The sequence below is a fragment of the Oleiharenicola lentus genome (genome assembly GCF_051660365.1).
GTDB classification, from domain to species: Bacteria; Verrucomicrobiota; Verrucomicrobiia; order Opitutales; family Opitutaceae; genus Lacunisphaera; species Lacunisphaera lenta_A.
The window spans coordinates 1-7,127 of record NZ_JBOZXB010000004.1; the positions used below are offsets into that span (position 1 = coordinate 1).

Annotated in this window: 2 protein-coding genes and 1 pseudogene; all 3 read right to left on the reverse strand. The window is 60.4% G+C overall.

Annotated elements, in window-relative coordinates:
• On the reverse strand, nt 1-3,381 hold a 3,381-nt coding region (locus tag ACRRQW_RS21175; RefSeq protein WP_438483709.1), incomplete at its 3' end, for a beta strand repeat-containing protein.
• Nucleotides 3,382-3,471, reverse strand: a pseudogene (locus ACRRQW_RS21180) (LEPR-XLL domain-containing protein); the annotation flags it as partial.
• A 105-nt stretch (nt 3,472-3,576) separates the two neighbouring features.
• Nucleotides 3,577-7,127 (reverse strand): beta strand repeat-containing protein (locus ACRRQW_RS21185; protein ID WP_438483707.1); only part of this gene is annotated, 3,551 nt, incomplete at its 5' end.

Here is a 7,127-nt window from a genome sequence, read left to right on the forward strand (position 1 = left end):
TCCGGCATTCACTTTGAAGTTGAGGTTGCCGTTGCCCGCGAGCGTGCGAATGCCCGTGCCGTTGACGATCAGCGCGTCCCCTTCCTCGATCACGATGTCGCCGGAAGTTGTGTTCGTCGCTTGGAGAGTCGAAATGAGCGTGTCGATGTCCGCCGAACCGCTGCCGCCGATCCCCGTTGCCGCCGTCAGCGTGGTCTGACCGGTCGTCGTGAGATTCGCAGTTTCCGCTGCAGTATTGTCCGTGATCGCCCCGGTGGTAGCGGTGAGGTTGAGGCTGCCGGTAGATGAAGCGAGTGCCGCAATCGCGATCGATGTCACCGCACTGTAGCTGATCGCGCCACTCAGCGTCGTGGTCGTGGCTCCATCCGCCATCGTGATGCCAGTAGCATCCGCGACGACACTTACCGTTCCGGTGCCCCCGGTTGAGATAGCGCCCGCTTGACTGATTGCATCCGCGTTAACGGCGATGGTTCCCGTCGTCGAACTGATCGTCGCGCCGGCGGCCTGACTCAATGTGCCAGTCGTGCCAGTGAGTGCGATGTTGCCTGAGCCATGAGCGGTGACGGCGGAGTTGACCGTGAAACTGCCCGCCTCGACGGAAATGGTCACATTGCCGTTGGCGGAGAGTGTGCGCACGCCAGTGCCGACAACCACGAGTCCATTCGGATCCTGAAGGATAATGTTGCCGGAAGCACTATTCGTCGCCGTGAGCGAGCCGACTTCAATGTCGATGTCCGCCAACCCGCCCGCGCTGCCGATGCCAGTCTTCGTGGTCATGGTGAGCAAGCCCGTGGCTTGGATATTCAGCGTGCTATCGTCGGCGGGAGTGAGATCGGCGATGGCTCCATCAGCAGTGAGGGAAATTTCGCCGGAGGCGCTAGTGATGTTATCAAGGGTGACCGTGCCGGCATTCGTGGTGGTGAGGCTGATGTTGCCGGTGGTGCTGGTGATCTGGTCGACTTGAAGATTGTCGGTCTCGGTGAGCGTCAAGGCACCGCCGCCAGTGATATTTATCCCGTCAATCGTTCGCGGCGTGGAATCGGCGAAGATCGCGCCGGCCAACGTGGCCTCACCAATGCGCGCGACCGTGGTGCGCACATTGATATTGTTCGCAGCTTGCGCGGTGAAGAGATCGCCGACTAGTCGACCCTGCGTTTGGCTGATCGCGCCGGAACGGGCAAAGAGCACAATCGTGGAATTACCGACGGCGGTAATGATCGCGGTTTCATCGGCGGACGCGGTGAGGCTGATGTCGCCGCTGTTGAGGCCGGCGGCGAGTTCTATACGGCGGTCGGCGGCACCAGTTTCGGAAGTGGTGAGTGTGCCATTGGCAGTAATCGTGACGTTGCCGGTGCCGGTTCCCTGCCCTGCGGTCAGTGAAAGGCGGTTGGTCGCGTAGACGCCGGCGTTTATCACGATGTTCGCGGCCGCCTCCATGCGGATCCATGGATTGCGTTCACCATAGGTGTTGTTGCCGGAGTAACCGAGGCGAGCATTGACGGTAATATCGCCAGTGCGCGCTACGAGCCGAAGCTCTGCAGCGCCGGGGTGAATATCTTGATCGCGCGTTACGATAATCGAACCGCCGAAGATTTGGGTTTTGTTGTAGTATTCACCCGTGGAAATCTGCGAACCCATGTAACCGAGATAAACCGTGCCCGTGCCGGCGGAGGCATCGCCGATGTTCACTACCGAAAAGCCCGGAAGAATCTGACCGATCTCAGACGCGGAGAGATCAAGGCGATTGTTGACGGTCGGCGTTGTGGCGGAAGGCGGGGAATTTCCCACCACGATCGGACGGGAAACGGTGTAGGGTTTTAACGTTAGCGAAGATTGCGCGCCCGTGTCGGAAATCGTGCCGAGGAGAATAATCTGGTTGGAAATAACGACCGCGTTGCCCGAACCGACTTCGAGCGTGTTGATGCGGACAAACGTGCTCGCACCATCACCGGTCGAAGTGATGTCGAGCGAGGCGACGATGTTAGAGAGATCCATCGCGATACTCCCCGCGACGTTAGTCATCGTGACGGCACCCGCCGTGAGATTACCGCCAACATTGACCGCGGCGGCCTTCACCACGGAAAGCGGCGCGAGCGCGAGATTGGTATTGCTGTTGAAAGTCAGTGTCGCGTTCGTGCCGATGGTCAGGCTGTCAGGCAGATAAACGCCGCCAATCCCACCCACCGCGTTACCGAAGATCACGTTGCCGTTGACGTAAAGCGACGCGGCGCCGTTGAAGTCGAAGCGGGCGTTGTTGGCGAAAGTGACGCCGGCGATATTCGCATAGTTGCCGCTGCCACCGATGCTCACATTGCCAGCGACGGCGACGTTGCCACTGAAAGAAACGTTGGAAGCTTTGGTGATCGTGAGATTGCCCGTGACCGTGACGGGACCATCGAATACCACATCAGTCGCGTTCGTGATGGTAAGATCGCCGGTGATGGTAACAACACCCCGGAAGCGCACCGTGGTGCCGTTTTGCACCGTGAGCGATCCCGCGAGGGTGATCGCTCCGCCGATGTCGATCGCGCCACCCGCGTTGAGCGTGAGGTTGGTGAGCGTCTTGTTTTGACCGATGCCGTTGGCCACCGTGATGGAAGCCGACGCATTCATCGTCAGGCTGTCGGCAACACCCGTATTGTTACCGTCGATCTGACCACCTGGATTGCCGATGATAATCGAACCGCCGGTGGCGGTGACCGAACGGGTTCCGTTTACTTCGAGCGTATCGTTGATCGTCTGCGACGTGCCGCTGATGTCGCTGTTCAGAAAAGTCGTCGTGCCGTCTCCCAGAATCACGAGATGACCGGTAATGAGCGGCGAGAGAATGGTTACTTCATCGCCTTGGAGCACCGTGGTGCCGCTGAACGTGATCGGGACATTGGTTGGGTCACCCAACACCAAAATATCGCTGAGATCACCGGCCCCAATAACCGTAGTTGTATCGTCAGAAGGAGGGACAACAACACCATCATCCTCCTCTACGGGAGAATTAAAATCTACATCATCTTCTACACTAAAACTTTCACGAACTGGAGGGCCGTTGCCCACGTGCAGGGACTCAACCAACTGCGAAACGAGACTGGAAATTTGCGGGGCATCCGGCACTAAGACGGCTGAAATTTCTTCCTGAATTTTGTCAGAAATTAAAACCGTTGTTTCGAGCTCCGAGGCTTCGGCAAGTGTTTCGGTTTCCGCAGTCGAGGCCTCTGATGCCACCGATTGCGGCTCGGCGAAAGCGAGCGCTTGCGTGTCCGTGAACAAGCTCTCGCGATCTGTTCCTGTGACCAAATCAGCGGCACTCTGTTGCGAAATGCCGTGGCCGATTTGCATCAATTCAACCACATTCGAAACTTCGCCGACGAGCGGCGCTTCAACCAAAAAAGGTGTCGCCGATAGCAACAGACGCGACTCCAGTGCCTCGACGGCAAAGGCGCTCTTTTTTGCAAAATCTGCGGACCTGATTTTCAAATGAGGTTTATATCCTAAGTAAATTCACTCAGGGGGTATCGGAGAATTTCGTAAACCCAAAAGTAGAAATTATTTCGGAATCTTTAGGGCAAAAAATTTGGGATATCATGAGAAGACGAGGTAGAGGGTGATGTATTGGGAGTTGCGGCGGAAAATGGTGAGGGAGTTGGCGGTGACGGAGGGAGCATCGACGGTGAGGTCGATGACCTTCGTGGCCAGCAACGAAGGCCGGATATTGGCGGCGGTGGTGATGTTGATACCGGAGTAGCCGGGGGTGCGCAGGATGGAAGCGGTGGTGGAGGTAACGCTGACTTGCCCGAAGGTGGCGGTGAGGCTGGCGAGGTAGACGTCGTGTTTGGCGTGGACGACGATGTTACCGGAGTTCGAGGTGAAGGCCGCGTTGGCGGCCATCGTGATTGAGCCTTGGTCGCTGACGACGGAGAGCAGTCCGCTGGTCGTGGTGAGGCTGCCTAGGTTCATATTGCCGGAAGCCGTGAGGCGCAGTTCGCCTTGGGTGAAGAGCGTGCCCGAAGTGACGATGCCGCCTTGGGTGCTGGTCAAGGTGATGCCGCCCGAGGCGTTCAAGGAGCCGGTGGTGAGCGTGCCGGCGGTGGTGAGCGTGATAAAGTTGGCATTGGTGACCGTGCCCAAGTTCAACCCACCACTCGAGCTTAGCACGAGGTTGCCGGAGCCCGCGTTCAAGTCCCCGGTCGTGATCGTGCCCGCTGCGTTCAGGTTCAGGCCGGCCAGGCCGGTCAGGCTGCCGGTGGTCAGGTTGCCGGCTGCGTTCAACGTGATGCTGCCGGCAGTCGAAACCGCGCCCACACTCACACTGCCCTGCGTGCTGGTGAGCGTGATCTCACCCGAGCCGCCATTGAGATTGCCCGTCGTAACGTTGCCGGTGGAGTTGAGGTTCAAACCAGCAAGGCCGGTGAGCCCATCCGTTGTGATGCTGCCCGCCGCACGCACCGTGATGCTGCCCGAGGTGCTCGCAGAACCCAGGCTCACACTGCCGTGCGTGCTGGTGAGCGTGATCTCACCCGACCCGCCATTGAGATTGCTCGTTGTAACGTTGCCGGTGGCGTTGAGGTTCAAACCAGCCAGACCGGTGAGACCACCCGTCGTGATGCCGCCCGCCGCACGCACCGTGATTCCACCCGACGTGCTCGCTGAACCCAGGTTCACACTACCCTGCGTGCTGGTAAGGCTCAGGTTGCCGGAGTTAGTCGAGAGCGTGCCCGAGGACAGATTGCCAGCGGAAGTCACGTTTACTGCGCCCGAGGTGGTGGACAAGTTTCCGCTGACGGTGATCGTGCCGGAAGAGCTGCTCAAAGTTACGGGGCCTGAACCACCATTAATCGTGCCGAGGTTCAGGCTACCTGGAGCACTGATCGTGATGGCACCCGGAGCGCTGATCGTCGCCGAAGCGGCGATGGCACCACCCGCAGTCAGGGTCACGCTACCAGTCGCGACGACGCTCGAATTGACGTTTAAGTTGCCGCCTACTTCCAGATAGATGCTGCCGGAATTGGTGGTGAGGCCTGCACCGGTAACGGTGGTGGAGCCGGTGGTGTGCAGATTGATATCGCCGGAGTTGGTGGTGGCGGAAATCGCGGCTGCATTAAAGTCGATGTCGGCATTGCCCGCCCCACCGATACCGGTTTGGACGTTCAAGGTGATCATACCGTTGGCGGCATTCAGCAGCGTCCCTTCGTCACTGGTGCCATCGTAAAGGTGACCGCCAGAGTTGATCGTGATGTTACCGTTGTTCGAAGTGAGGGTTGTATTGAGCGTCAGGTCGCCGGAAGCTTGCACGACCAGCGTGCCACTGCCGCGATCGATGATCGCGCCGCCGTTGGAGTTTAAGGTGCCGCCATTGACGTTGATCACGACTTGGTCGCCGGCGCCGGAGTTTAAGTCCAGACCGGAACGACCGGCGGTGAGACTGTTTTGCTCGCGCAGGTTCAGGCTACCGCCGGCGCGGATATCGAGAACGTTGGTGCGGGTCAGGATCGGTGTGCCCGTGGTGCCAACGGCTCCGCCCGTCACCAAGCGCAGGGTGTTCGCTTGCAACTCAGCAGAAGCAGATGTGCTGGTGAGCGTGCCGCCAGTTTGTATGTCGAGGTTGCCCGGGGTGGTCACGGCCGCGAGGGCCAGGTTGCCACCGGCACTGATCAAGACCGCGGTGCCGCCACGCACTGGTGAAGTGGCGTTGAGCGCCATGGCGCCGGAGGATACAAGCGTTGTGGTGCCGCTGGTCGCCGTGAGCGCCGAGCCGGTGGCGCTAAGAGAGGTGGCTTGGATCGTAAGATCGGTGCCGGCGGTCAGGGATGCGTTGGTGAGGGTGAGTGCGCCACTAACGCGGAAGGTGATGCTGCCATTCGGAGCACTGACTGGGCCGGTGACGGCGAGTGCGCCGCTGGATTGCGTAAAGTTAAAGGAACCGGCGGTGCCGAGCGTGGCGGCGGTGAGCGTCGTGGCGGACTGCGACTTGATGTAAACCGAACCGATGCCGGTGTTGGTGAGGCCCAAGCTGCCGACGGAGACATCGAGGTCGCCACGACCGGTTTGGCCGATGCCGGTGACGGCGGTGAGCGTGAGGGCGCCAGTGGTTACGAGGACGGGGGTTTCCGCGGAAGTGGTTTCAAGGATGCGCGCTCCGGCATTCAGCGTGAGCGCCCCACTGGTCGACGAGACGACCGCCCCAAGACTGATGTCGTGGCTGGAGGTCAACGCGATGCTGCCCGTGCCATGCGCTGTCAGCGCAGAGCTAATCGTGAGGTCGGCGCCGGTGGTGAGCGCGATGGCGCCGTTGCCGGCAGTGGTTTGCACGCCGGTGAGAGTCCCCTCGGTCACGGTGGTGGTGGTCGCGTCGGTGGTGACCTTCTGGATGGTGACGACCACCTCGCCGACGATAAGAGCGGTGGTTTCGGAGAGGTAAAGGCCGCCGGAGGTCGCGCGCGCAGCAAGGGTGGCGACCGTTGTGTCGAGTGCGTTGACGGCGCTACCGATTCCCACACCGGCGAAGAGCCGCAGGCCGGCGGCGATCACGTCGACGGCATTGTCAGTGTCGAGGTCGCTGATGCTGCCCGCCGTCGCGGTGAGCGAGACGTTGCTAGCAGTGGTGACCACGCCACCGAGGACGATGTTCGTGGCAGAAGTAATCCGCACCGCCCCACCCGCCGTGATGTCCGCGGTCAGCGACGCGGTGATTAGGTTGGATTCCAAATCGACCGTGCCGGTGCCACTCGTCGAGATATCGGCATTGAGGGTAAGTATCACCGTGGCGGTGAGCGTCACGTGACCGGAACCGCTCGTGAGATCGGCGTTGAGCGTAATCGCGCCCGTCGCGGCGAGGAGAACGTTGCCGGTGCCGTGGGCGATCAAGGTGGTGTCGAGCGTCAGATCGCCGCCGGTAGTGACCACGATCGCTCCGTTACCGGAAGTGGTGCGCACGTCGGATTGCGCAAGGTCAGTAACAACCGACGCGGTCGCGTCGGTGGCGACCTTTTGTATCGTGACCGCGACGCTGTCGATTGTGAGGGCGTTAGTTTCGCTAACGTAAATGCCACCGGAGGTCGCACGCGCGCTGAGCGTCGCGATCGTGGTGTCGAGGTGGTTCGTGGCCGCGCCTGCACCCAAGCCGGCGACGATCC